Source organism: Bradyrhizobium sp. SZCCHNR3119 (genome assembly GCF_032487775.1).
Classification (GTDB): domain Bacteria; phylum Pseudomonadota; class Alphaproteobacteria; order Rhizobiales; family Xanthobacteraceae; genus Bradyrhizobium.
In genome coordinates this window covers 3,001,135-3,024,534 of record NZ_JAUEUV010000001.1, presented here as the reverse complement: position 1 = coordinate 3,024,534, position 23,400 = coordinate 3,001,135, and the positions used below count along the sequence as shown (strand labels likewise).

Genomic DNA, 23,400 nt, shown 5'->3' with positions numbered 1-23,400 from the left:
TTCGGCTTTGGCGAAGCGAGCGGAGTGGATTCACATGGCTTTTGATCTGTCGATGCCGATCTTGGTGGTGGATGACTACGCCACGATGATCCGTATCATCCGCAACCTGCTGAAGCAGCTGGGATTCGAGAATGTCGACGATGCCAACGATGGATCGGCCGCACTTTCCAAGATGCAGGCCAAGAAATACGGGCTGGTGATCTCCGACTGGAACATGGAACCGATGACGGGCTACGACCTCCTGCGGGAGGTTCGCGCCAGCCCCGAGCTATCGAAGACGCCGTTCATCATGATCACGGCGGAATCCAAGACCGAGAACGTCATCGCCGCCAAAAAAGCCGGCGTGAGCAATTACATCGTCAAGCCGTTCAATGCGGCGACGCTCAAGACCAAGATGGAAGCCGTGTTCGGCCCGGCCGAATAGCTCCCGCTGAAGCGGGAGCGCATCCGGATCGGACGGGAGGCATATTCGCTAAAGAGCACCGGAACATTCGGCTACCTCGGAGGCTTCGCCCCGGTTCTGCAGAGACGCGCGAGACGGTTCGCGAAACAGAATTATGCGGCGCTGCCGGGCCGCATCGACGGGGCCCACCGTGCCGGACGCGTGCAGGAGCCGCGACAACCGGCTCCAACCTAACGGTCGGCGCGCTCGTCCTGACGTTCAAAACCCTGCCGTACTTATACGGCTCTCGATTTTCATAAACGGCTAATCATGACTTGCGACACTCCCGCGAACACATAGGAGATGTGTCCATGTTTACATTCGAAACAGCTGACCAGAAGGAAGTCAGGCGTTTTCGCATCGCGCAGTTCAACGGCAGACCGGCGACTGTTAAGTCCGGCGGCGTGACCATCACGGGCCATGTGCGATCGGTGATGGAGAACGAAGCCAGCATCCCGCCGCGCTGGACCATCACCATCATTCCGATGCCGCCCAAGCCAGAGGCTCCGCTGCGCCCCACCTCGCGCGTTCGCCCCTTCGCGGAGGACTATTTCTAGTGCGGCGCCGGAGTCCTCTAGCGGGACGCTAGCCTCGGTTCTGGCGTTCGTATCATCTTGCAACGCGCCTGTTTACGAAGGTCAGAACCAAATAACGCCCGCCTCAGTCCAAGGGATAGAGCAAGGCGGCACGGACCAGTTCGGCAGTGTTGCGTGCGCCGAGCTTGCGCATCGCTTCGGCCCGATGGCTCTCGAACGTTCGCGGGCTGATTCTCATGCGCAGCGCACCCTGCTTGTTGGAATGGCCTTCGCTGATGAGCTTCAGCACTTCACGTTCGCGCGGCGTCAGCGGCTTCTGCTGGCGTGGAGACGAGATCGCGCCGCCATGCGGCGGTGCGCAGTTGCGATCGGCAACCTGCGGCGCTCCCGCTAGGGCCGGCGCGGGAGAGCCGGAGATCTGGCGAACCAACGCACAAACTCGCTCGGTCTGTTCGACCGCATTGTCCACGATCGTCTGCAGGTAGCGCCGCTCGGTGCGAGTATGTGCGATCTTCTCGCTTTGCTGCTTGATCTCGCCCATATACAGCATGAGCGCCATCAGCGAGCCATTGAGCTGACGTGCAAGCGCAGCGGCGCTCAGCTCGCCGCTCGACAGATGGGGCAGCGCAGTTACGTTGTCGTCCGAGCAGTTCCGGCTCCCGCCCAAAGGGCTGCGATCAGCCGGCTGCTCAGACAGAGCCGGCACGGGACGTTCGTCGACGATGCTCTTGCTCGGTTGCGACATGTCCGCACTGTGCGCGAAAACATGCTTAACGAGCGTTAACTTGCCGCTCCGTATTACTACGGGTCCTCCCGCAAACCCCTGCAAATTCATGGATATTTTCGCGCCCTGGTTGCGGCCCGCAGCCACTCCCACCCGCGAGATCGCAATGCCGTAAACAGCTGCGACCGTCCGCGCTCGCCGGTGCGGTCCGTATCAATGCCTCCAGGTCGATGAGCCCTTCAGAGCGATGAGCGCGGAGATCGATGAGCCTTGGACGAGGTCCATCTACGCGCTTGGATTAATCGAGCGCGAACAATTTTGTGATTGTATCAGCCATTCTCGCCCCGGAGGCGAGCCTGCCAGCCGTTCCGAACCAATCCAGACCTCAATGGGACCGATCGACCGGATCTGGGAGTTTCTGCAGCGGCTATCGCCGCTGACACGTAGCTGTCTGCTCAGCGAACTCGAGCGCCTGGAGATGAACGGGGTAGAGATGCCGGGCTCAGCCGACATCCAGGCCCGCCTGCGCGCGGAGTTCCGCAAGGACGGAACCACCCAACATCGGACCTCGAACCCGTCGCGATACTTCTTTATGCCGCTCGAGCCGCTCCTGGTCGACGGCTCGCCCGAGCACGCCAATTCGGGGCGCATCGCGCGCAGCTCGCTGGCGCCGATCTGGGAATGGATCAGCCGCGACCTGCTGCCGACCATGGCCCGCGACTACAACGCCCAGATGAAGGATCTGATCGCGTACGACAAGCAGCGCGAGCTTCGCCAGGTCGCCAATGCGTTCCAGACCAAGGTGACGAAATCCTTGGAGGGCGTGCTGGCGCGGCCCGATGGAGCCGAGCAGGTGCGCAGCAAGCTCAAAGCCTATACGGCCGCTCCCTCCGTGTTCAACGATGTGACGAAGCTGATGCGGGTCCTCCAGGCGCGCGAGGAACTGGCGAGGTTCAACGACACGCTGCCCGAGCGGATCGTCGAATTCGATGATCCGCAGATCAAGAAGATGACCAACCTGCTGGACGGCTTTCGCAAGAAAAGCCCGGAGGCGGTCCCGTTCGCGCTCGCGCTGGTCGCCAAGCGATTGAAGGAGCCTTGGCAGTTATTGCGCCTTGCCACCAAGGCAGCCCCGAGCAAGAACGCGGCCGATGTCGCCGCGACCCCCTATGCGATCGCGGTATCGATGGCGCTCGACCAGCTGGAGGGCAAACGGCTGGCACTTCGGATGGCCTTGAAGAACAACCGCGTGGTCGTGGCCAAGGAGATCCTGACCGACATCTACAACACCGAATATGCCATGCAGGTGCGGATCGATCGGATCGAGGATTCCGACTGGGGCAGGCGGCTGCAGAGCATCATGCAGGCGATCGAGACCATGGTTGCAGCCGAGGTGAGCCGGTTCCCGGAGGAGGTCGGTCATGTGCTGGGATCGCGGCGGCTCCGCAGCTACCGTTCGCTCGGCGGCCGGCTGACCTATCTCGCCTACAAGGGACGTGATGCGATTCAGGACGGAGCCACCTTCTGCAAGCGGTTGATCGGTCAACACTCCTAACTGCAACGGAGGCTTTGCCGGTGCAGTCCGGACCCGATCACCGATCGATCCGCTCCGAAACGCGATCACGAGCGCCGTCGCCACCCTAGAAACGTGTCCAGGAACCGCCCGGAAAACACGAATCTGAGCCACCAATAGGCCAGTCGTCGTGTCGTCATCAGGTCTACCTCGTCGCCACGTCGGGCGCCTCATCGATATCGCAGCGCGCAGCGGTCGCGTGTGAGTTGCTTCACATTTGCCGGAGAGGCGCCGGTCGGCCAACCTTTGCGGTTTACAGGCCGGCGCCTCGCATCGATGATCGCGAGCCGCTGGCTTGCGACTGCGACATCCGGAGGCATGAGATGAGACCGACAAGAGCTTTGCTGACCGCGCTCGCCGTGCTGATATCGGGTGCAATTTTCAGTTCCAGCAGCATCGCACAGGCGCCGCCGGCCAGCACCGCCACGCCGACGCCGGACAATGCCGTGCTGCTGACGGTGTTCTTCAAGCACGACCAGTCGCGCCCCTTAAGCGAGCTGAATGCGCAGCTGGAGAAGCAGGGCTTCTACAAGGCGTTCCCGCCTCCGGGCGTCGAGGTCGTGAGTTGGTATGTGATGATGGGAATCGGACAGGTGGTGACGTTGCGTCTTCCGGCATCCCGGCTGCGTGAAGTCAACCGCATCCTGGAAGATACCGCCTGGGGCGCCTATCGCACCGAATTCTATCCGACCTATGACTACAAGGCGGTCGGGCTCGCGGCGCATGACAAGGCCGCGCAATAGCCGCCGTTATTGCAACCAGCCCGGCGTGACATGCGATGTCCCCTCCTCATTCACTGTGCGCAATCCTTCCCTGTAACGATCTCGACGCGTCCGAGAGGTTCTATCGGCGGCTGGGTTTCACCCGGGCCGATCAACCTCGCGATGGGATGGCCGACGAGTACCGTATGTTGTCGGACGGCAAAGGCGCGTCGCTGCATCTCACCCGGGCCGAACCGGAATGGCTGATCCCGGGCCGCAATCCCTTCGGGCTTTATCTTTATGTCGATGACGTCGACGCGCTGGCGGCCGAATTCCGCGGCGAGACGGTCGAGCCGAACGGCGCGGAAAACAAGCCCTGGGGTATGTACGAATTCTCGTTGTCGGATCCGGATCAAACGCTGGTGCGAGTCGGACGGCCGCAGCGACTTTCGGATCGAACGGCGTGATGCGTTCGGCAATCACACGTCGATCCAGTGGATGAGATCGGCCGAGCCTCTCGTCGCCGCTAATCCTTGACCATCCGCTCGCGCGCCGATTTGAAGCCGGCGACGAAGCGCGCCAGCGTCTCCGACGTCTTGCCTCGCGGCAGCATCACTTCGATCAGAGAAAACTGGCCGCGCCGTTGCACGGCCCGATCCAGCGCCACGGCAAGCTCACCGCGCGTCGCCACACGCTCGCCAACCCCGCCGATCGCGTTGGCGACCTCCGCAAAATGCCAATCATCGAGATTGTTGAAGCGCGATTCCGGCTGGAACACCCGCAGCATTTCCCAGCTGCAATTGTTGAACAGCACCACAATGGGGTCGAGGCCATAGCGGCGGCAATTGCCAAGCTCCCAGCCGGTCATCTGGAAGGCGCCGTCGCCAACCAGGATCAGCGGCCGCAGCCCCGTGGCGGCAACACCGAGGCCGGCGGGCACGCCGAAACCCATGCCGGCATAATAGCCGGGCGCGGCCAGCGCGGTGTTGTCGATCTCCATCGCCGTGAACAGGCAATCGCCGATATCCGACGTCATCGGCATCTTGCCGTAGCGGTCGAACAGGTCGTTGATTGCGGTCGCGACGTCGGACGGCGCGAGCAGCTGATCGTCGTGGGGCAAGTTGCGCGGATAGACCGAACGCTGCCGCGGCAGGCCGGTGCGCGGAGGTTGCGGCGTAGCGTGGCTCTCCAGCGCGGCGATCAGATCGGCAAGCGGCATGTCGCGATAGACATGATGGCCGATCTGCACCTCGCGGCTCGAGGCCATGATGGTTCGGCGCGGGTCCGGCGCCCGGTTCGACAGCGCGAAATTGGTGTCGGAGAGGATGACCCCGAGCATCAGGACGAGATCGGCCTCCTCCACCACGCGCGTGATCGCTGGATCGCCCGCGGCGCCAAGATAGGTGCCGGCGACGACGTCGTCGGCCTGATCGAGCAGACCACGCCCCATGAAGGTCGTCACCAGGGGAACGTTGAGCTTGCGCGCCAGCGACGCGATCTTGTCTTCGACGCCATAACGGCGGATCTCGACATCGACCACGATGACCGGCGCCGACGCACGTTCGACACGTGCAAGGATCTCCTCGACGCATTCGCGGAGCGCCTCGAGATCGGCCCGCCGGGCCGGCAGCGGCACCACCGTCTCGACCTCGGCATCGACCATGTCGCGCGGAAACTCCAGATAGACCGGCAAGGACATTTCCCGAGCACTCCGCAGGACCCGCGCGATCTGCGCCGGCGCGGTCGCGGGATCGTTCAGCACCGCCTGATCGCAGGTGATCTCCTTGAACACGGCGAGCTGGGTGTCGATGGTGCGCGCCTGGTGATGCAAGAGGAAGCCGGAGACCCGCTCACGCGCGCCGGGCGCGCCGGCAATCACCACCACAGGCGATCGCTCGGCGTAGGCACCCGCGATCGAATTCACCAGATTGAAGGCGCCAGCGCCATAGGTCACGACGGCGACGCCGAGACCACCATGATAACGCGCGGATGCGTCCGCGGCGAAACCGACCGCCGGCTCATGACTCAAGGTGAAGCTCGGCAGGATGTTGCTTTCCTCGATCACCTTGAACAGCGGCAGAACAAAATCGCCGGGAATGCCGAAGATCTCGCGGGCACCGTGATCCTTCAGAGCCGAGAGAAGCGCGTAGGAAAGAGCAGGCATCGAATGTCCTGAGATAGCTCGTTGCGACGGTGCTCCACGATGCGCCGCTCACGGCCGACGCGCAAGAGCCGCGACCGGCCGGCAGAAGCGCCCAGCCCTCGCATCCGCATGGCACGACTGAACCAAACGGTCGAACAGGTCTTGTTGCTCCGGAGGATCCGACCATGAGTAGCAAGCGAGCAACTCGCACCCGCGGACGGCAACCCGCCGACCGCTCCCCGCGCCCACCTCGCGAAAGACGATTAGGATGCAGCGTTGCATGAGAGACAACGGCATCCGTGCCAGGATTGCGTGCGACGCCATCTTCCGGGGCTATAGGCATGGCACGGCCGTGCCGTCACTCAACTGGCCGGTCGAAGCTTCCTGCACACCGCGCGCGATCTCATGACCGGCATGGCTGGCGACGTCCGCTATAGTCGAGATAGGTCTCGCTTTTGGGATCGTAACTGCGGAAGTGAAGGCAGCCGGGCCGGTCGCGGCGGCTCATGCGCGATCCCACGTCGTTCTGTTGCGGCATGTCCGTGCGCTTGTTTTCCGGACCTGTCTGTTGCGGCTGGACCGTCGCAGCTTGCGACGCCTTGAGCGCATCCTTCCCCGGAGAAGCAGCCACAGCCGCGCTCGAAGCAGGCGGAGCTTTCGATTCTGATGGCGCGGACGCCTCCTCCGTCCCTCTGTGACGTGCGATCAGGTCCTTGCACGCAAAGGGAAACACCATATTCCCCGCCGCGGTGACTCCGATCGGCATGCATCCTCCCGGTGGCGGCTCCCCAAGCGCGGCGCCGGGACCACCGGCAGCGCCATTATTGACCGAGCCAGTGGTCTGGGCAGCCCCATGGCTCACGATCAGAAGCAGCTGGCAGGCAATGCCAACGCAAACCTTTGTCTTGAAAAACAAATCAACGCCCCACGCGGTACTCTACTTGCCACCCGGAAAAGGGATGGCGGACCTTCCTACCCTGTCGCCGAAATTTTGGCACCTCTTTGTGGCAAAACGATCTCTTCCACCCGCCGGAATTCGCATCGAGAAAGGCGGGACGCCGCACCGATGCCCGCTCTGCGCGTGCTCCGATCCGAAATTGATGCCGACCGCCGACGCATGCGCGGACAAACCGATCGGGCTTTATCGTTTGCCGCGTCAGCCTGCGATATCGAGGGTTGCGACCGCATAGCCATGCCGGATCGTGCGGTCGAGCACCGGATCGATGATCTCGAAGTCGAAACGCTCGGCCGGGCGAATGCCACCCTTGGCGGCAAAGGTGCCGCCGAACATCGCGGCGCCCTCAGGCAAGCCGGCATCGCCATAGCGTCGGGCAATCAGGTCCTCCGGCGCCAGCATGGCGTCGAGCCGGCCCTCCTGATAGAGCTCCCGCGTGCCATCGATGGTCGCGTATGCGCGCAGCAGGATGCGGTCCCAATGCGCTGAAATCTCGTCGTAACGCCACAGCTCCGGCGCGACAGGCTTGTCGCACATCTGCTTCGACACCGTGATGTTGTAGGTCTCGACCTTGCGGTCGGTGTGATCGGAGCCGACGCCGACATAGAGCGTGCCGCCGGAACGAAGCAGCACGAATTCGACCTCGCCGCTCGAGTCGCCACCGCTCACCTGGATCGTATCAGCCGTGGTCAGGCGGCTCGCTGCGACTTCATAGTAGATCGGCGTGGATGCGGGCCGCGGGATGCCGAGTGCCTCGAGCTCCGCTATATGCTTATCGCGCGCGACAGGATCTCGTCCGGTCCAGCCGGCGATCACCAGGCGATCGACCGCAATGCGCCGTTTCGACGCGCTCTTATCCTGGTGAACCGTGAACTCGATCGTCGTCCCGCTCATCGCATCGCCTTTCCACTTGCCTCTAAGCCCGGTCTCTCCGTCCTGGCCGCGGGAACCCGGCTCGCGCGCCGCCGTTGTCGCAAAGGACAGAAGGAGCGTTGCGATGGCCGACAACAGGGATCCGAAGCAGAAACAGCCGGGCGAGAAGGATGCCGGAAAGTATCACTACAATCCGGGCAACCAGTCGGGCAAGGTCGCCGACATCGTCAAGCCGGAAACCGAGCGCGCCAACAACCGCGATCGGATCGAGAATCGCGACGAGCCCCACGGCCGTTAGGTTCGAATAGCCGGTTCAGGCACGCTCGCCTTCGAGGAGAAAGGCAAGGGCGTCCTCGCAGGGCGCCTCGACCTTGAGCGCGAGGAGATCGTCGGCGCGGGTGCGGCCGAGATTGACGGCAGCGATCGGAACGCCGCGCCTGGCCGCAGCCTGCACGAAGCGAAAGCCGGAATAGACCATCAGCGAGGAGCCGACGATCAGCATGGCATCGGCGTCATCGAGTTGCGCCAGCGCCGTGGCGACGACATCGCGCGGCACGTTTTCGCCGAAGAACACGACATCCGGCTTGAGCACGCCGCCGCAGGCCGCGCACGCCGGCACAACGAAGCAGGAAAAATCCGCGCGCTCCAAGTCGGCATCGCCGTCCGGCGCAGCGGCGGCGTCCAGCGCGAGCCAATCCGGATTGGCCCCCGCGAGCGTGGTTTGGAAATCCTGGCGTGACGTCAGCGCACCGCAGCCCATGCACCTGACACGATCAAGCCGGCCATGCAGGTCGATCACCGCGCGGTGGCCTGCGGCCTGATGCAGGCGGTCGACATTCTGGGTGACGAGCAGGCGGCAGCTGCCCTGCGCCTCCAGCCGCGCCAGCGCGTGGTGAGTAGAGTTCGGCCGCGCCAAGCCGAAGCGCTGCCAGCCGATCAGGCTCCGCGCCCAATAACGCTGCCGGGTCAACTGCTCGCCGATGAAGGCCTGGAAGCTGACGGGCTGCGTCCGCTTCCAGTTGCCCAGCCGGTCACGATAATCGGGGATGCCGGAATTGGTGCTGCACCCTGCTCCGGTCAGCACGAACAGGTTCGGATGCCGACCGATGAAATCCTCGAGTGCACGCTGTTCGACCATGTCGCATGATCTAGGCGGCTTTCGCACGATTGCCAGGGCGGTAACAGGAGATGTCCCGACGGCCGCAAGGGATGTCTTCCCTCCGCCATCGACGGGACTGGTTCAGCCCGGTTACTTGTCCTTGCGCAGGAGGCATACGACGCGGCCGAGCGTTTGCACCCTGCCGGCTGCGATCGGCGTCTCGATTTCGTGCCTGAGGGCCTCGGCGGCCTTATTGCAGAGCTGCTCGGTGGAGAAGGTCTGGATCTGCTGCGTGGTCGGCTGGGTTGGACTGCCATAGACGATCCATTGCAGCGAAACGAAAAGGACCCATTCCATCAGAAGCTCCAGTCAACGGTTCAAATCGAAATGCTAATTCGCTAGGCTCGAGGCCCGGCTCGCGAACATGGGTGAAGAATGCAATTGAAAGTGGCGGAGCTCTTGGTCGTAGGCTCAGCCTGCCCGCGCTGGTCCAATCCGGGGTGTCTGCCCGCCGCGATGCATCAGGCAATCTGGTGCGCGACACCGGGTCATATTCACCCGCAGGTGTCAATCAGGGATCAGCGAACAATTGTTCAATCAGGAATGCGCCGGCCCGGCCGTCCATCGCCAATCGCCGGACAATCGAACGGCGCTGAGCACGACGTGGTTGGGCGGCCGATCAACGTGAAAACGGCGCGCGGACGCGGGCCCCTCACCACCAGATCATCGGCCGGTCCGGGGCGCCGCAAACCACCGCGCGGCGGTAGCGCACGCCCCGTGGCGTCTCGACTGCGACGCGCTTGATGCAACCGGGGTAGATCGCGAGATTATAGTGGAACGGAGTAGCCGCGAACGACCCATGGAGCCGACACAGCTGGCTGAGATCGGGGCCGCATTCCGTGAGCGGATAGAGGCCTCGCGCGGATGCCTGGCTCGACAGAGCTGCCAACGCCGCGATGGCGACAGCGGCGATCCTGGTGACGTTCGACATCGGGTAGTCCCTCGCCCAGAGTTTCAACGATTGCTAAAGCACCATAGACTGGAACAATAGGGTTCGCCAACCTGCTCCTCGATTTCGACCACAACGCCTTGCTGCGATCCGTCCTACCTCGGCAGGGGCAGTGCCTTCAGCACCGCTCTCACAATGACCGGCGCAGCAAGCCAGATATTTCAATGTCCGGTATTTCAATCATGATGCGACTTCCGGCGAAGGACCGATGGATCGGCCGACCACCGACATGACCAGTGACACTCCGAAACAGGACGAAAAGGGCGCCATCTCGCCGTTCGGCCAGGAGATCGAGTTCGCCCTGATTCTCCAGAAGATGATCAACGTGGTGAAGGATGATCCGGCGCAGATGCGGCTGGCGATCTACGAGTTCGCGCGGGCCCGGCTGAAGATCGACGCAGCCGACACCACCGATGCCGAGCGCGGGCGGATGGCGGAGGCGCTGGAAACCGCGATCAAAGGGGTCGAGCGGTTCTCGCTCCGCGACGATGACCTCCTGCGCCTGCCCGCCGCTGCCGAGAGCCAGGGCGACAAACTGCTGCCAACGACATCGACGGGCATTGAGACCGTGGAGCTGACCGAAACCTCCATGGTGCCCATCGATCCGCCGATCCAGGACATCCTGGTCCCGGAACGGGTGTCGGTCTACCGGGACGCTCCGGTGCGGGAGGTTCGCAGGCCATCACGGTCGGCGCGGCTCGCGCGCGCGGGCATCGCCGGCCTGCTGGTGCTGGCAGGTGGCGTCCTATTGATGTCCTTTCGCCACCAGTTGACAGCCTTGGGCGACCGCCTGGCTCTCTTCCATGCGCCAGTCCGGCCGATCGCCGAACCCGGCACGCCTCCGGCGCCAGCGGCCAATAACGCGCCTGCTGCACCGTCAGCCGCCTCGCTGGCGCCTGCTGCACCCGTAGTACCAGCCGTGCCGCAGCCCCCGTTTCCCGTTCCCACTGATTACGGCGTCTACGCCCTGATCAACGATGAGCTGGTCGAGCTGCAACAGCTCACCGAGCGAGTCCCCGACAAGCGGATCGCGATATCGACGCCGGTCACTCAGCCAAGCCACACCACGCTCGCCGACGGGCGGGCCAAATTCATCGTCTATCGGCGAGACATGGCCGACACCGCGCCGGACCGGATGGATGTGCGGGTGGTCGGTCGGGTGGTGCGGGCGCTCTCGTTCGATGCGAAGGGCAAGCCGGTCTTCTCCGCCGTCACCGACGCATGGAATATCCGCAGTATCGCTTATGAGTATCGGGTCAGGCCGGTGCCGGGAAAACCCGAGATGCTGCTGGTGCAGCCGGAGAAACCTGACTTCGTCCTGCCTGCAGGACGCTACGCGCTCGTTCTGAAGGACCGCGGCTACGACTTCACCATCAGCGGGGCCATAACTGACCCCGCACAATGCCTTGAGCGAACGGACGCTGCGAACGGGGTATTTTACTCAGCCTGTCAAAAGCCTTAACCGAACGCTCGCCTGCCGGCGCGTCCGAGGCGTCATCGAAGGCCGGAAACTGCGCCGGACGCAGGACGGCGCGAATCACCAAGCCCGCGAGATAGCTGCTTTGCAGGATCGTCTGCGCGATCATGACGATCGCAGCGGTCCAAAGGAAGGTGAAGCCGGCCTGCAGGGAAAAACCGATCGACAGCAGGAACACAATCGCGACGTGCACTAAAAGAATCTTCAGTCGGGACGTGAGTCCGGCGGCGAGTCCCAAGATCGCCAATACAAGGGCCGCGTACCCCATAAGCAACGTCCCTCCCGTTCGCCGTGATTCGAACTTCACACATGCGGCGCACGTCGCCGCGATGCCGCCTCATATGAGAGATACCCAGAGATCCGAATCAGCAACACTCCCGCCACACTCGTCATCCCAAGCAACCTGCTGAGCCGAACCACGAATCGTAGCGTCGGCCAATCAGATTACAGCTTCTTAAGTTAATCGGCTCAAAAAAAACGTCAACGCGTAATCGCCCGGAGCATCTACTTGCGATTGCGATTTTGTGGCAAAATTCCGCCGAACACTTCCAAGTAACCGTCGCTCAACGGCCTTGTGCTTCCATTGTCACAAACAGTTTCCTCGGCCCGCCAAGGCAGTCCGAGCCGCAACACCGTGCGGCCGGTCAGGCAATGATTGGTACCTTGGTAGGCCAGAGTGTGACTGAATTACCACGACGTTGCAAAAGCAGAGATGGCGGAGCAGTACGATCTTTTACCTAGGTAAGTCGCCAAGTAGGTTCATAGCCGGATGGAACCGCCGTTTTCCTCCGTTCGTGAGGACGCGGCGCGGGGAAAACAAATTATTTTTATCGCATCCGAGGGTGGGTTTTGAGAATCCTTATCAATCCGCGTTCGACGCGTGGAGCGGCCAACGTTAGCGGGGATGCTACCCGCAACAGCACTCCGAACCGATTGCGGCACCTGTGCGGAGGCTCGCGCTCGCTCATCGTCCTGGCGCTGTTGGCATTGCTGCCGGGCTGCTCGCTGCTCCCCGGAACGGGTCCGAACAGCGACGCAGTGAATAGCAACCCGACGGCAAGCGTCCGGTCGAACACCGCGCTGCCCTATGCGCTGGTCGACGTCAGCGCTGAAACCATCGGGTTTCTGTCGCAGCCGAACCTGATCTCGTTCCAAGGCATCTTCCCCGACAAACGGCCAAAGCCCGAGCAGGTGGCCGGCGTCGGCGACATCTTGAACATCTCGATCTTCGAAGCCGCGCCCGGCGGCTTGTTCACGCCCGCAACGGCCGCGGGTGCTCGTCCCGGCAACTTCGTCGACCTGCCCGCACAGGCGGTCGACCAGAAGGGCAACATCACCGTTCCTTATGCCGGCGAGATTCCGGCCGCCTCGCGGACCTTGCCCGAAATTCAGCAGGCGATCGTTGCGCGGCTGCGCAATCGCGCAATCGAGCCGCAGGTCGTGGTCAGCCTGAACCAGCAGCATTCCAGCGTGGTCAGCGTTCTCGGCGACGTCAACACGCCCGGCGTGCTGGCGTTGAACAGCGTCGGCGAGCGACTCCTGGCCGTCATTGCGCGGGCCGGCGGCCCGAAATACGAGGCGATCGAGAGCTACGTTACGCTGCAGCGCGACGGGAAGCGCGTGCGGGTGCTGTTGAGCCGCGTGGTGCACGATCCCAACGAGAACATCTTCATCCGTCCGAATGACGTGATCTTCCTTACCCGCGAGGCTCCGACCTTCACGGCACTCGGCGCCCTCAATCAGAACGTTTTCGGCTTCAACTCCGAGATTGCCTTCGACACCGAGACCCTCACGCTGTCGCAGGCGATCGGCAAGGCGGGCGGTCTGAACGATCAACAGTCGGATCCCGCCGAAGTCTTCGTTTATCGCTACGAGGACCGTTCGCTCCTGCAGAAGCTGGGCATCGATACCACCCGGTTCACCTACGATCGCATTCCGACGATCTATCACGTCAATCTGCGCGACCCGTCGGGCATGTTGCTGGCGGCAGGCTTCCAGGTGCGGAGCAAGGACGTGATGTACGTCGCCAACGCGAAGGTGGTCGACTACTACAAGCTCCTGACCCTGATCAACTCCACGGCAAACACGACGTCGAACACGGCGAATGCAGTGACCAACGTCAACACGGCGGTGAAGACGAAGTGGTAACCTCAATCTAGCAGCCGATCTGAGTCGGGGCGGCTCGGCGCTGCTTGATTGGGGATGACGGTGAAGGCGATCGGTTCCGTCCAGCTTTGGGTCACGATTGGCGCGCTGACCCTCGCACCGCTGTTCTTCGGATCGGTCGACCGCGTCTGGGTATCGGTGTGGACGGTCGTGCTGTCGTTCGGCACGATCTGCGGCGTCGCAGCCGCCCCGTTGAGCGCCGGTCAGCGCCGCGTGCTTCTGGTGTTGTCCCTGATCGCTGCCGCCTATGTCTTGGTTGCAGTCATCCAGGTGATCCCTGGGCTGCTGAGCGGTCTTGACGACCCGATCTGGCTGCGGACCAAGGACCTGCTCGGGCTGGATGTTGCGCCGCGGATCTCCAGCCGGGCGGAGATTCCGCCGATCGCGATCGGTCATTTCCTCCTTGCGGTGACGTCCTTGCTCTGCGGCTTCTTCGTCGGGACCTCTCGGCGCAAGACAGACAAGCTGATCATCGCAGCGCGCTATTCCATTCTGCTCTATGCGATCTACGGCCTGGCCGCGCTCGCCTTGACCCCAGACCTGCTGCTATGGGCGCCAAAGGTCGCCTATCGGGGCAGCCTGACTGCCACCTTCGTCAACCACAACACCGCTGCAACGTTTATCGGCGCCGGAATGATCCTGTGCTCCTGTGCAGCCTTCCTGACGCTGCAATCGCTGCAATGGTCCTCCCTCAGGGTTCTGCTGTTGACCCCGGCTAATGAAGCCGTGGCATTCGAACTGGTCCTCCGTGCGTCGGCAGCGCTGATCTGTTTGTTTGCGCTGCTGCTGACCGGCTCACGCGGCGGCCTGATTTGCTCCAGCCTCGGCCTTCTTGTCGCGCTCGGCCTGATGGTGCCACACCAGTTCAGAGCCCGGTCATGGGTTGTGGCCGGCTCGATCATCGCCGCCCTGACCGTCACATTCGCCTGGCTGAGCGGCACAGGCCGGATCGGAAGCCAGGGCGCATTCGACGTGGGACGATGGGCCGTCTACGAGATATCCTTGGAGGTTATTCGCCAGCGGCCGCTTCTGGGCGCAGGCCTCGGCACCTTCGCCGATCTCTTCCCTTCGTTGCGCACCACCGACTTCGAGAGTTGGGGCGTTTGGGATTTTGCACACTCGACCATTCTCGAGATTGCTTTCGAGATGGGGATTCCTCTGGCGCTGGCGTTCGTACTTGCTGCCTTGGCCTCTGTGCTCGTGCTGGCGCGCGCCGCACTTCGCTCGGTCGACCGGCGCCGCAGCTCGTTCGCCGCCCTGGCCGGAATTGCGGTTCTGACCTATCTGCATGCGATGATCGACTTTTCACTCCAGATACCGGGCTATGCGATCGTGTTCGGGATCCTGCTTGGCTGCGGGCTTGCACAAGCGACCGCAGAGCATCGCATCAAGAGCCCGACGTCAGCTGTAGAGCCCGCCCTGCGTTAGCGGCGGTCACGCCCCCAACTGCACTGTTGACCGCGGTCAACGACACCGCCTGCGGCGGGAGCGCTTTCGTACACCGTGCACGCTCGCGATTTGCCGCAAATCGGCGCCGTTCCGATCGCAGGCGATCCGATTCAAGCGCAGAGAACTAGTTCGGTTGGCTCGTAACTGCCGATGGGGAGAGTTCGCCGCTCACGCGCGTCGGCCGCAGCAAGAACGATGCGAACTGACGGACTCAGCATGCGCGTGTCGTGGTTCGGAAATTGGCTTCGGTCCCGCGAGCCAGGTTCATCAAGCGTGTGAACCGAAGCCTGCTCGCATCAAAGGTCCTGGTATTCTTCGGATTCGAACGACCCTTGAGAAGATCGCTGCGGATGAAGCGAGCTTCGGGTGCGCGGCACGAGCCTCGCCACACGCGTCTTGTGTTCGCTACGCGCCACCATCGGAGACTTGACTGCATACCAGAAGCGAGGATCGTCGGCTGACTGGATCTTCAACCATCGGTAACGAGTCCGCTGCCAAGGCAGGATTGCTCGTGTGAGGTTGTCGAGGACCATGTCGCCGCTGGTCGTTGCCACGACGAGCACGAGATGACCGAGACCTTCAGGAGTCTTGACGACGGCCAGTCGCAACGCCCTCGTCGACAATCCGTTCTGTGCCAAGTCGTGTCGCTTGGTCACCGCGTAGTCGTTGCAATCGCCGAACACCGGCGCAATGCTCCAAGCGCTTTGCAGGTCCGATCCGTAGCGCTTGACGGTCGGCGAAATCTCCGCGTTCACGGTGCGATTGACGCGGTCGAGAAGCTCCGTCTTCTCGGCATTCAACCCGATACGCTCTTCGCCGGACGGATCGGAGCGGCACTCCGAGGGATAGCGCAGGCAGAAACGAACATGCTGGAATGGAGCCAGCGTGGGCGCGCCTTGCTCGATCGCAGACGGCGCAATCGGTTCGCCAACCCATCGATCACGAGCATTTGCCGCAGTTGCGGCGAGCCCGCACGCGGCAAGCACAGAGATCAAGAACGCCGATCGTCGCGCCATGTCACACTACCTAGTCGGAGATACGCGAGCCTCGGAGGGTTCGCTACTGCGGCAAATTCTGTCCTTCGCGGGTTAAATCTTCGCTATTTGTAGCAGTTAACGCTTTTTTTGATGGGAGAGCAACAGGTTGTATCGAATCGGGCCGGTATATCAATGGGGGAAATACGTAGAAAATATAGGCTGGTCGAGAGTGACTGGTGTTCGCAGCCGAAGCAGACCTCAGACCAGCACTGTTGGAGCGATCTCGGATCCGCAGCCTCACCGCGCGGCTAGAGGATCTCACTCCAAAGCGTTTTGATACCCAGAAATGCAGAGTGAGTGATCTCGACGACGCCCCATCCCAGAAATATGAACCACGCGCCGATCGTCGCGATGATGAGCAGAATGGTCAGTACGACAGCGACGCGTCGGCCGGGCGGAACATCCGGGAAGAACGGCTTGTCCTCATTCTCCGTGCCGATCGGATCGAAATCGATCATGGGTGTCATTGGCGGTGCTCAAGACATTCGGCCAAAAAGCATCACAGGACGGCGCACAGGCTGGAAGCCAGCGAGGGCTTCAAGCCGGCATCTCCGGTCGTCGGAAGTAGGAAGCTTCGAGTCTGGACGGGGCTTGATCCCGCACCCCGACGTCACCGCATATTGGTGGTCTCGGGGCTCAGCAAACATGATCCGGCGGCAATCAAAGATCACGGCCGGATCGGATCAGCAGGCATTTTCGGCAAACAGAACGGCGGGAATGGTCACGATGATGATCTTGGCATCGAGTGCGACCGACCAGTTCTGCGCATAGAACGTGTCGTAGGCGACGCGTTTGTCGTAAGTGGTCGAGCTGCGGCCACTCACCTGCCATAGTCCGGTAATTCCGGGCCGACAGGCGAGATACGCACCGATCGAGCTCGCATAGCGCTCGAGCTCTTCCTCGGTCACCGGTCGCGGACCGACGATGCTCATTTCGCCCTTCAGCACATTGAACAGCTGCGGCAGCTCGTCGAGGCTCGACTTGCGCATGATCGCTCCGAAGACGGTGACCCGCGGGTCGTTGCGCAACTTGCGTGTCGACGCCCATTCCGCTGCGGCCCGAGGATCAGTCGCCAATAGGTGGCGTAGCCGCTCCGAGGCATCGACCGCCATGGTGCGGAATTTCAAGCATTCGAACGTCTTGCCGCCGAACCCCACACGCCGATGCCGAAACAGGGCCGGCCCAGGCGAGGTGGCGATCGTCAGAACGAAACAAAGCAGCAGAAGCGGCGCAAGCAGGACGATGCCGGACAGGGCAATGACGACGTCCAGCACCCTCTTGTAGGCCATCCCTACCGGCTGCTTACCCTGCGGCCGGCGAGTCTTCGTACGAGTAATATCAAAAGCATTTCGTGTATCGGCAAATATATCCATTCCGGTACTCCGGTACGATTCGAACACACATCCTCCGGATCGCAATTTAGATTTTCTTTTTCATCTTCTTTTACTGATTGTTTATCAAAACCTCTGGCAACGCACAATCAGCAGAGATGCGACCCAAATACCGAATGCTGTTAAGCTAAACAGCTAACCGTACGATGCTTTTGGCTATCGAGCGGATCCCATCTTGCCTCCCTGATACGGTCGCAAATCACGTTGCCGTGCATTCTCAGCTTTCAAATATGTCATAAGGCCGACCAAAAAGTTTTCGCTTTCGGAATCTTTTAACCATATCTCGCAACTGAGGCGCGACGAACACCTCGTACGGTCCCGGGGTTGCACATTCGTATCAGTTGCGGTTAGCCCCGTTTGCGAAAGTCGGGTCGAATGCACTAGCGGAATCAGTAGTCTAGTACAGCTTTGGACCTGTTATTGGTTGTGGAGCACGCGGGGTCCCTCTGAACGAAGGTCAGGTCCGCCGCGCGAGCTCGGCAACGAAAAGCATGCTGATACCGTCCGACCGGTCGCAGAAGGAAGCGACGATGGTCCGCCGCGCGAGGGCATCGATATCGGTCATGGCCCGCTGTAATCCGCCGGCCGCTCCAATGCGGCACGCCCGGAATCGGCGGCTTCATTCTGAGGACTGCAGCGCACGGCATGGCGCGTGCGGGGCGTTGCGACTGGTGAGGACGATGACACCCGGCTGCTGTCGCCACATCATCCGTCGCCACGTCATCCCTGGCCGAAGGTTCGAATTGCTTCACGGGTGGAGCTTGCCATCGGCAGCGCGGCAAGTGACCCGTCAGCTGTCCTGTCAGCGCTGAAGCTGCTGGAGCATCGCGGCGAAGGCTTCTCTGCTCTTCACATCGAGCTGGTCGATCCGCACCTGGAGCAGGGCTCGCGTGGAGCCCGATACGCCCAGATACAGGCGCGCAGGAATCTCGGGGAGCTTGTCGCGGATCAGGTTCTGGAATTCGGTCAGAACCTGCTCCCGTAGTGGCTCAGGAACGGTCTGGATGATGGGAATCGTCACCATCATTCGGCGCAGCCCGAGCCAACCTTCATGGGGTGAGATTTCGTAGGAGGTCGCGAGCAAGTCGAAGGCGTGACGGTCACGCCGTCCGTGCTCGACCTCAAGTCCGAACAACACGAGCCAGAACAGCGGATCGCGCGGCGCACAGGCGAGAACTCGTTTGGCGCGCGCCTCGATCGATTCGACGTGACGGTCGAAATCACGCGTTGCGCCTGTCCGGAGCGCGGCGTCGGCGAGGGGCAATTCCAGCAGCAGCAGCGATCTCTGGGCGTGATTATCGCAATCGCTCAGGTCCTGCGCGGTCGAGCTATCGAGCATCCCGGTCACCGATTGGGTGCTGTACGATCCGAACCGCAGCAGGCGGGCCTCGACGTCCTCGAAATAATCCACCGCCGCGCTACGCGCGAAGCCGGCGATTCCCCACGCCATGCCCAGACAACCGACAACGATGGTCAGGACGCGCAGGGCTTGGTGCTGCGAAGCAGCTGTTGGCTTCAGTTGCACGAACCTGGCTAGACGATTTGAGCAGGAATCTTGTCGTTGTTGTAATAGCCGTAGTGACGGTCCGAATAGCCCTCGAAGCGACGCATCACGTTCTCGTCGGCCTTGTTAAGAACGGTGCCGAGCAGTCGTTCGGAGAGAATGGGCGAGGCCGCGACCGCCTTGAGGATTTCATCCCGCTTGGTTGAGCCCCACTCGACGACCAGTACGAATGCATCGAAGAGATGCGCGACCGCCTTGACGTCCACCACCGGCAGGATTGGCGGCAGATCGATCAGCACATAATCGTACTCGCTCTTGGCCGTCTTCAGGGCCTGCTTCACCGCCGACGAGTTCAGGATATCGGAACTGTTGGATGGCTTGATCCGGGTCGAAGCCGCCGGCAGGAAATCGAACTTGAAGTTGGAATCCTTGATCAGCAGCTCGTTGAATGGCGACTTGTCGGCGACCATGTCGAGCAGGCCCGGGGAATCGGCATGACCGAGCTTGGTGGTCATCGAGGGATTGCGCAGGTCGGCATCGATGACCAGCGTGCGGCTGCCGTTCTTGGCGAGAAAAGCAGCGAAGCCGGTCGTGAGCGTCGTCTTGCCCTCACCGGGGAGAGCCGAAACGATTCCCACCACCTTGCCGCCGGAGGGATGAAGGTCGATTGCGACCTTGATGTAGCGCAGCGCTTCGGCTGTCGCCGAAAACGGGGCGACCTCGCTGATCTGGTGGATGACCCCGGATTCGGCACTGCCCGCGCGGCGCCGCCGCCGCCCCTTCCGCTCGGCGAGGGCAGGCAGCACGGCCAGACAGTTTATGCCGAGAAGGCTCTCGATCTGGGCGCGGGTGTGAATTTGGCGGTTCATCTGCTCGCGGGCAAACGCCAGCATCACGCCGATACCGATTCCGCAAAGTCCTGCGAGCGCCAGGGTCAGGCTGGTCTTGGGCGAGCTGCGCCCATGCGGCGGCGTCGCCGGGGTGACGACCCGCGCCTCCGTCGACGGGAACGACTGCTGCTGCACCGATTGCGTGAAGCGCGACAGGAACGTCTCGTAGACGTTTCGATAGGTGTTGGCCGCCGTCTCAAGATCGCGCAGCCGGACCTGGGCCTGACGGGTCGAGGCGGACTGCTGGAAGACTTCGGTCATGCGCTTGTCGATCGACTCTTCCTGCGCCTTGGCGATCTGCAATTCGCTCTTGTAGCTCTCCGCGATCCGCGTGATCTCGTCCCAGATGGCGCGCTGGAGCGCCGCCATTTCGGCGCGCAGGTTTCGCGCCGCCTGGTGATCGTGACCGTAGCGCGTGCTCCACTCCGACTCCTTGCTCTGGTCGTCCAGAAACTGCTGCCGAAGCTTGGTGATGACCGGATTGTTGAGCGCGTCGGTCACGATGGGATCAGGAATATCGAAGGTTTCCTTGTCAGGGGAGTTGGCCGCGGGCCGCTGCTCCAGAACGCGCTCGATGCGCTCGAGCTTGGCTTTGGCCTGGCTGGTGTCGGCGCGCGCCTTGGCGAGAGACACGCCCAGTTGATCGAGTTCAACCTCGCTCGCCAGCTTGCCGTCGACGCCGATGATGATGCTGTTCTGCGACTTGAAATCTTGGACCGCTTTGTAGGCTTCGGTGGCCTGCTTGCGCAATTCCCCGATCCGCTCTTCCAGCCAGACGCTGGCGCGGTGAGTCGCTTCGAATTTTGCGTTCAGCTGGTCCTCGATATAGGCATCCGCAAACGCATTCGCGATCGTCGCGGCCTTCACGGGATCAAGCGACGTATAGGAAATCCGCTCGATATAGCTGCGTCCGACACGAGCGACACGCAGGTTTCCACGAAGCACGGCGAGAACGCCCTGCATCCGCTCTTCCTGCGTAATCTCCTGGGCAGGCGCGGCCTTGCTCTTGAACAGCGCGAACAACCGCGACCTCAGGCTCGCTCCAGTGCCGATGAATTCAGGATCTTCGTCCAAATGAAGCCGGCGCGCCACGGAGCCTGCAACGTTCTCGGACATGGTGGTCTCGATTTCGCTTTCCACCGAAGCGTCGTCGACCACGCGATTTTCCGTCGCCATCTCGGACTGCATCCACACGATCTTCTTCGTGTCGATGATCATGTCGGTGCTGGCGGTATATTTGGACGGCATGATCGCGAGGTTCGCGACACCGACCGTAATCGCGAGCGCGGTGACCAGTGCGATCAGACGCCACTGTCTCAGAAGGAAATCGCGCGCCTGTAGCAGCGGGGCCACCGCAGCGGCGCGATCGAGTTCCTCTGTCGCGCGATATGGCGGAAATGGACCAGCAATATTCATATCACATCCTCGACATCGGCCTGACGACCGCGGTCCTGTTGGGCCGGCGCGACGACCGAAGAAATCAGCGTGTTGCGCTCACCGGGCTTGCCGCGGTGGCTGTGCCGCTGCTGTTGCTGGTGGTCGAGGGGCGGGTAGCTACCCCGGTAGAAGAAATTTGAAATATCGTGGTGGTCCCACCGCCGCCGGGCGCCGTGCTGAGCGGCGTCCCGCGATTGGGATTGGTCACGATGACACTGCCGACCGAGCCGGTCGCGGCGGTGGTCGCGGCCTCCGCCGCTGCAGTCGAGAGATCGCCTGCAACAGCGGCGAAAGCGTTCTGGAATTCGCCATCCTCGAAGCCTGCGACCGCCTGCTGGATCAGGAGCGCGGCTTGCTGATCGGCCGTCTCGCAAGCAACAGCTGCTTGCGCGAGACCCGCAGCGATTGCAGTCCGGAAGCGCGGAGAAGCGGCCAGAGCCAGACGCACGAACTCCGCCGCAAGCGACGCATCGGTCCCGGCGAGATCGCGCACCGAGGTTTCGATGGCGCGGGTATCCGCGGTGGGCGCCAGCAGATCCTCGGGATTCGACTTGAACCGATTGATGTCCGACTCGGACACCGGCGGCGCAATGCAAGATTTGGCGAGGACGGGAGTAATAAGGAGTGCAAGAAAAATTTGTGCGCATAGCGACTTTACGATCAAACCGATACGCATCGATACGACTCCAACCCCTTGCGAGTGGTAAAAAAATATATCTTCTAAGATACATCACCCTTAAGAGCCCATCAACCACGCTCGCGCGCTATGGTTTCCGGCTCGCCGGTATGAAACTGCAGCTCCGCGTGCCGGCGCTGACATCTGGACCCCGTCGCATCCCGCCCAGAAGTACGCTCGTAAATCTTGGCGGCAAAAGGACCACTGGCTAACTCATTGCCGGCAGTGCAGCTTTGGAATTGAGATTCGCAGCTCGGCGTTCCGACAGGCGGGCGGCGAAACGTTAAATAAGACTTACTATCAGTTTAGCAAGTTAACGCTTTGCAATTTTAGGGGGTGCGACTAAATAACATTAGGCGACTTGCGGCCCTTTACCATTCCTAGGCTTATACCATTCCGATCCTATGGAGGAGTGAGTATGGGTCCACTCCGGTCAGAGCGCCGCTGATTGGCGCGGCCTTAACCTGTTGCGATATCAATGACGTCACTGCGCGCGGACTGGGCATCGTCCTGATCCAGCGACGCGTGGCGGTATCAGGGGAATGCGTGCTGTCATCCTTGCCCGGTATTGAGCGCTTGCGGCTGTCAGGGCGGACACCTGCGCTTCCCGACGGCACCAGGATCTATGCGATCGGCGACATCCACGGCCGGCTCGACCTCCTCGAGGACCTGCTGGCGCAAACAAGCGCCGACACGCGGCAGCGTCCAGTCGATCGCCCGCTCCATGTCTTTCTCGGCGACTACATCGATCGGGGGCCTTCCTCCCGGGAAACGATCGACCGGCTGATCGAGCACGGACAAACGAGCGAGTCGATTTTTCTCAAGGGAAATCACGAGCAGGTCGCGATCCGTTGCCTGACGGATCCCAACCTGTTCGAGCAGTGGATGCGCCTGGGCGGCCTTCAGACGCTGGTCTCATTCGGGATCGCGCCGAACGCGCAACAGCCGCGGGCGATCGCAGAATTGCAGGCGGCTTTCCACGCCGCGCTGTCGCCCTCTCATCTGCGCTTTTTCCGGGAGCTGCGGCCGAGCTTTGACTGTGGCGATTTCTTCTTCGCCCATGCTGGGGTCAGGCCGGGCATTGACCTGTCCAATCAGAAGGAAAGCGACCTGCTCTGGATCCGGCAGGAATTCCTGGCCTCCGCCGAGGATTTCGGGAAGGTCGTGGTTCATGGTCATACGCCCGCACGGGCCGTGCAGGTGGAATCCAATCGGATCGATATCGACACCGGGGCATTCGCGACCGGCTGCCTGACATGTCTCGTCATCGAGGGCTGCTCGCTGTCCCTGATCGACACCGGACAGGCTTGACGGTCGG

24 protein-coding genes are annotated in these 23,400 nt (G+C 62.1%); 10 read left to right on the top strand and 14 right to left on the bottom strand.

All coding sequences use genetic code 11. From position 1 onward, the window contains the following. Positions 1-34 precede the first annotated feature (34 nt). Positions 35-424 (top strand): response regulator, encoded by a 390-nt coding sequence (locus tag QX034_RS14125; protein ID WP_315701995.1) that lies wholly within the window; start codon positions 35-37, stop codon positions 422-424. A gap of 329 nt (positions 425-753) precedes the next feature. Then, positions 754-999 carry a hypothetical protein gene (locus QX034_RS14120; RefSeq protein WP_315701996.1) on the top strand — a complete coding sequence of 82 codons (246 nt, stop codon included), beginning with the start codon at positions 754-756 and terminating at the stop codon, positions 997-999. Between the two features lie 103 nt (positions 1,000-1,102). On the opposite strand, the gene QX034_RS14115 is transcribed toward QX034_RS14120, so the two are convergent. After that, complete coding sequence (locus QX034_RS14115; protein WP_315703122.1) at positions 1,103-1,723, bottom strand: LuxR C-terminal-related transcriptional regulator; 621 nt, start codon at positions 1,721-1,723, stop codon at positions 1,103-1,105. A gap of 367 nt (positions 1,724-2,090) precedes the next feature. On the opposite strand from QX034_RS14115, the gene QX034_RS14110 reads away from it, so the two are divergent. The 3 genes from QX034_RS14110 to QX034_RS14100 all read left to right on the top strand — a co-directional run bounded on the left by QX034_RS14110 (position 2,091) and on the right by QX034_RS14100 (position 4,443). Beyond that, positions 2,091-3,257, top strand: coding sequence for a hypothetical protein (locus tag QX034_RS14110; RefSeq protein WP_315701997.1), 1,167 nt, complete (start codon positions 2,091-2,093; stop codon positions 3,255-3,257). 341 nt (positions 3,258-3,598) lie between these two features. Next, on the top strand, positions 3,599-4,018 hold the full coding sequence (locus tag QX034_RS14105; RefSeq protein WP_315701998.1) for a hypothetical protein: 420 nt from the start codon (positions 3,599-3,601) through the stop codon (positions 4,016-4,018). A gap of 35 nt (positions 4,019-4,053) precedes the next feature. Further along, complete coding sequence (locus QX034_RS14100) at positions 4,054-4,443, top strand: VOC family protein (RefSeq protein WP_409977473.1); 390 nt, start codon at positions 4,054-4,056, stop codon at positions 4,441-4,443. Between the two features lie 59 nt (positions 4,444-4,502). Here the strand turns inward: QX034_RS14100 and ipdC are convergent, their stop codons facing one another. The 3 genes from ipdC to QX034_RS14090 all read right to left on the bottom strand — a co-directional run bounded on the left by ipdC (position 4,503) and on the right by QX034_RS14090 (position 7,968). Continuing rightward, entirely contained in the window at positions 4,503-6,140 is a 1,638-nt protein-coding gene (ipdC, locus tag QX034_RS14095) for an indolepyruvate/phenylpyruvate decarboxylase (RefSeq protein ID WP_315702000.1), read from the bottom strand. Positions 6,141-6,522: 382 nt separating this feature from the next. Then, positions 6,523-6,627, bottom strand: a complete 105-nt coding sequence (locus QX034_RS34030) for a BA14K family protein (protein ID WP_409977483.1) — start codon at positions 6,625-6,627, stop codon at positions 6,523-6,525. Positions 6,628-7,275: 648 nt separating this feature from the next. After that, positions 7,276-7,968: a DUF2848 domain-containing protein gene (locus QX034_RS14090; protein WP_315702001.1), complete on the bottom strand. Its 693-nt coding sequence runs from the start codon at positions 7,966-7,968 to the stop codon at positions 7,276-7,278. Positions 7,969-8,071: 103 nt separating this feature from the next. Between QX034_RS14090 and QX034_RS14085 the strand changes: the two genes are divergently transcribed. After that, positions 8,072-8,245, top strand: a complete 174-nt coding sequence (locus tag QX034_RS14085) for a hypothetical protein (protein ID WP_315702002.1) — start codon at positions 8,072-8,074, stop codon at positions 8,243-8,245. Positions 8,246-8,260: 15 nt separating this feature from the next. Here QX034_RS14085 and QX034_RS14080 read toward each other — a convergent pair whose 3' ends face one another. The 3 genes from QX034_RS14080 to QX034_RS14070 form a co-directional block, all read right to left on the bottom strand. Next, a complete protein-coding gene (locus QX034_RS14080; protein ID WP_315702003.1) occupies positions 8,261-9,085 on the bottom strand; it encodes an NAD-dependent protein deacetylase in 825 nt (274 codons plus the stop codon). Between the two features lie 111 nt (positions 9,086-9,196). After that, the gene (locus QX034_RS14075; RefSeq protein ID WP_315702004.1) at positions 9,197-9,403 is read right to left on the bottom strand and encodes a hypothetical protein; all 207 of its coding nucleotides are present in this window, start codon (positions 9,401-9,403) and stop codon (positions 9,197-9,199) included. A 355-nt stretch (positions 9,404-9,758) separates the two neighbouring features. Beyond that, the gene (locus QX034_RS14070) at positions 9,759-10,037 is read right to left on the bottom strand and encodes a hypothetical protein (protein ID WP_315702005.1); all 279 of its coding nucleotides are present in this window, start codon (positions 10,035-10,037) and stop codon (positions 9,759-9,761) included. Positions 10,038-10,263: 226 nt separating this feature from the next. Between QX034_RS14070 and QX034_RS14065 the strand changes: the two genes are divergently transcribed. Then, a complete protein-coding gene (locus QX034_RS14065) occupies positions 10,264-11,517 on the top strand; it encodes a hypothetical protein (RefSeq protein ID WP_315742648.1) in 1,254 nt (417 codons plus the stop codon). On the opposite strand, the gene QX034_RS14060 is transcribed toward QX034_RS14065, so the two are convergent. Beyond that, positions 11,429-11,800 (bottom strand): hypothetical protein, encoded by a 372-nt coding sequence (locus QX034_RS14060; RefSeq protein WP_316195488.1) that lies wholly within the window; start codon positions 11,798-11,800, stop codon positions 11,429-11,431. The two genes, QX034_RS14065 and QX034_RS14060, sit on opposite strands and share 89 nt — an antisense overlap. 770 nt (positions 11,801-12,570) lie before the next feature. Between QX034_RS14060 and QX034_RS14055 the strand changes: the two genes are divergently transcribed. Both QX034_RS14055 and QX034_RS14050 read left to right on the top strand, forming a co-directional pair. Beyond that, a complete protein-coding gene (locus QX034_RS14055; protein WP_315702008.1) occupies positions 12,571-13,680 on the top strand; it encodes a polysaccharide biosynthesis/export family protein in 1,110 nt (369 codons plus the stop codon). Positions 13,681-13,734: 54 nt separating this feature from the next. Next, on the top strand, positions 13,735-15,126 hold the full coding sequence (locus QX034_RS14050; protein ID WP_315702009.1) for an O-antigen ligase family protein: 1,392 nt from the start codon (positions 13,735-13,737) through the stop codon (positions 15,124-15,126). Positions 15,127-15,443: 317 nt separating this feature from the next. Here QX034_RS14050 and QX034_RS14045 read toward each other — a convergent pair whose 3' ends face one another. The 6 genes from QX034_RS14045 to QX034_RS14020 all read right to left on the bottom strand — a co-directional run bounded on the left by QX034_RS14045 (position 15,444) and on the right by QX034_RS14020 (position 21,986). Then, entirely contained in the window at positions 15,444-16,163 is a 720-nt protein-coding gene (locus tag QX034_RS14045) for a transglutaminase-like cysteine peptidase (RefSeq protein WP_315702010.1), read from the bottom strand. 269 nt (positions 16,164-16,432) lie between these two features. Continuing rightward, complete coding sequence (locus tag QX034_RS14040) at positions 16,433-16,651, bottom strand: hypothetical protein (protein ID WP_315742645.1); 219 nt, start codon at positions 16,649-16,651, stop codon at positions 16,433-16,435. A 216-nt stretch (positions 16,652-16,867) separates the two neighbouring features. After that, positions 16,868-17,473 (bottom strand): sugar transferase, encoded by a 606-nt coding sequence (locus tag QX034_RS14035; RefSeq protein WP_315702012.1) that lies wholly within the window; start codon positions 17,471-17,473, stop codon positions 16,868-16,870. A gap of 904 nt (positions 17,474-18,377) precedes the next feature. Further along, the gene (locus QX034_RS14030) at positions 18,378-19,100 is read right to left on the bottom strand and encodes a hypothetical protein (protein WP_315728039.1); all 723 of its coding nucleotides are present in this window, start codon (positions 19,098-19,100) and stop codon (positions 18,378-18,380) included. Between the two features lie 8 nt (positions 19,101-19,108). Continuing rightward, complete coding sequence (locus QX034_RS14025; protein ID WP_315702014.1) at positions 19,109-21,385, bottom strand: polysaccharide biosynthesis tyrosine autokinase; 2,277 nt, start codon at positions 21,383-21,385, stop codon at positions 19,109-19,111. Between the two features lie 64 nt (positions 21,386-21,449). Continuing rightward, positions 21,450-21,986, bottom strand: a complete 537-nt coding sequence (locus QX034_RS14020) for a hypothetical protein (protein ID WP_315702015.1) — start codon at positions 21,984-21,986, stop codon at positions 21,450-21,452. 642 nt (positions 21,987-22,628) lie between these two features. On the opposite strand from QX034_RS14020, the gene QX034_RS14015 reads away from it, so the two are divergent. Then, positions 22,629-23,393 (top strand): metallophosphoesterase family protein, encoded by a 765-nt coding sequence (locus tag QX034_RS14015; protein WP_315702016.1) that lies wholly within the window; start codon positions 22,629-22,631, stop codon positions 23,391-23,393. Positions 23,394-23,400: the final 7 nt, after the last annotated feature.

Coding starts and splice junctions, on each gene's coding strand:
- QX034_RS14125 (WP_315701995.1), top strand. CDS start 35: ATGGCTTTTGATCTGTCGATGCCGATCTTGGTGGTGGATGACTACGCC.
- QX034_RS14120 (WP_315701996.1), top strand. CDS start 754: ATGTTTACATTCGAAACAGCTGACCAGAAGGAAGTCAGGCGTTTTCGC.
- QX034_RS14115 (WP_315703122.1), bottom strand. CDS start 1,723: ATGTCGCAACCGAGCAAGAGCATCGTCGACGAACGTCCCGTGCCGGCT.
- QX034_RS14110 (WP_315701997.1), top strand. CDS start 2,091: ATGGGACCGATCGACCGGATCTGGGAGTTTCTGCAGCGGCTATCGCCG.
- QX034_RS14105 (WP_315701998.1), top strand. CDS start 3,599: ATGAGACCGACAAGAGCTTTGCTGACCGCGCTCGCCGTGCTGATATCG.
- QX034_RS14100 (WP_409977473.1), top strand. CDS start 4,054: ATGTCCCCTCCTCATTCACTGTGCGCAATCCTTCCCTGTAACGATCTC.
- ipdC (WP_315702000.1), bottom strand. CDS start 6,140: ATGCCTGCTCTTTCCTACGCGCTTCTCTCGGCTCTGAAGGATCACGGT.
- QX034_RS34030 (WP_409977483.1), bottom strand. CDS start 6,627: ATGAGCCGCCGCGACCGGCCCGGCTGCCTTCACTTCCGCAGTTACGAT.
- QX034_RS14090 (WP_315702001.1), bottom strand. CDS start 7,968: ATGAGCGGGACGACGATCGAGTTCACGGTTCACCAGGATAAGAGCGCG.
- QX034_RS14085 (WP_315702002.1), top strand. CDS start 8,072: ATGGCCGACAACAGGGATCCGAAGCAGAAACAGCCGGGCGAGAAGGAT.
- QX034_RS14080 (WP_315702003.1), bottom strand. CDS start 9,085: ATGGTCGAACAGCGTGCACTCGAGGATTTCATCGGTCGGCATCCGAAC.
- QX034_RS14075 (WP_315702004.1), bottom strand. CDS start 9,403: ATGGAATGGGTCCTTTTCGTTTCGCTGCAATGGATCGTCTATGGCAGT.
- QX034_RS14070 (WP_315702005.1), bottom strand. CDS start 10,037: ATGTCGAACGTCACCAGGATCGCCGCTGTCGCCATCGCGGCGTTGGCA.
- QX034_RS14065 (WP_315742648.1), top strand. CDS start 10,264: ATGGATCGGCCGACCACCGACATGACCAGTGACACTCCGAAACAGGAC.
- QX034_RS14060 (WP_316195488.1), bottom strand. CDS start 11,800: ATGGGGTACGCGGCCCTTGTATTGGCGATCTTGGGACTCGCCGCCGGA.
- QX034_RS14050 (WP_315702009.1), top strand. CDS start 13,735: ATGACGGTGAAGGCGATCGGTTCCGTCCAGCTTTGGGTCACGATTGGC.
- QX034_RS14045 (WP_315702010.1), bottom strand. CDS start 16,163: ATGGCGCGACGATCGGCGTTCTTGATCTCTGTGCTTGCCGCGTGCGGG.
- QX034_RS14040 (WP_315742645.1), bottom strand. CDS start 16,651: ATGACACCCATGATCGATTTCGATCCGATCGGCACGGAGAATGAGGAC.
- QX034_RS14035 (WP_315702012.1), bottom strand. CDS start 17,473: ATGGCCTACAAGAGGGTGCTGGACGTCGTCATTGCCCTGTCCGGCATC.
- QX034_RS14025 (WP_315702014.1), bottom strand. CDS start 21,385: ATGAATATTGCTGGTCCATTTCCGCCATATCGCGCGACAGAGGAACTC.